This is a genomic window from Allokutzneria sp. NRRL B-24872 (assembly GCF_002155965.1).
Taxonomy (GTDB): Bacteria; Actinomycetota; Actinomycetes; order Mycobacteriales; family Pseudonocardiaceae; genus Allokutzneria.
On record NZ_MUMH01000405.1, the window covers coordinates 1 to 729 of the forward strand.

A 729-nucleotide genomic window follows, 5' to 3' on the forward strand; every position below is an offset into this window, starting at 1 on the left:
GACCGATGTGATCGTTGCCGAAGTACCGATAGCGGACCAGGTCGATGCTCCGCCGGTGCTCGCGTACGGCGTGCGCGTCATAGCGGGTGAAGTCGCCAGCGACGCAGATCAGCCGCGGTGCGCTCCACAGGACCTGGGACGCGGCCGAGGCCCCGAGCCGGTCGCGGACTAGGTTCCGGAAGGCATCCTTGTGTGCCGTCAGCCACGCCATGTAGTAGAGGCCCTGATTGATCACGCCGGCTGATGTGCCGCGCTTGTACTCGACGACCACAGGCGCCTGGTTCTCGTCGAGCCCCAGGGAATCGATCCGCCCTCCGTCGACGCAGTCGATGACGTACTCGCTCGCGAGGAACGTGACGCCCAGCAATGTCTCCATATGCGCCTCGATGAGGCTCTGCACATCGGCCTCGACTTGAGCAAGACGCGGCATGACCTCGATCACACCGCTCTTCGTCGTGTGGAAGAGCTTCAGACCTGACACCTTCCCCTCCTCGGCTAGGGGATCAACAACGTCGCGCAGGTGCAGATTTGTTTCCACGAGAGGCTTCAACATCGTGAAGAAAGTGTGAGCGCACGAAACTCGACCGCATCCGCTCCCCCGCCTGCGGAGCCGAGCCCACAAGTCATGGGAGCCTCGCCAGCATCCCAGCACGAGCCCAGCACGGTAGGAGTGAGCAGGGGTGATGACGGGTGATGAGGGTCAGATTTCCCCGGGGCCCGACCCCAAAG

At 63.5% G+C, this 729-nt stretch carries 1 protein-coding gene; it reads right to left on the reverse strand.

What is annotated here, in order from left to right; genetic code table 11:
• On the reverse strand, positions 1-553 hold a 553-nt coding region (locus tag CCN37_RS38345), incomplete at its 3' end, for a hypothetical protein (protein ID WP_210408426.1).
• Between the last annotated feature and the right edge of the window lie 176 nt (positions 554-729).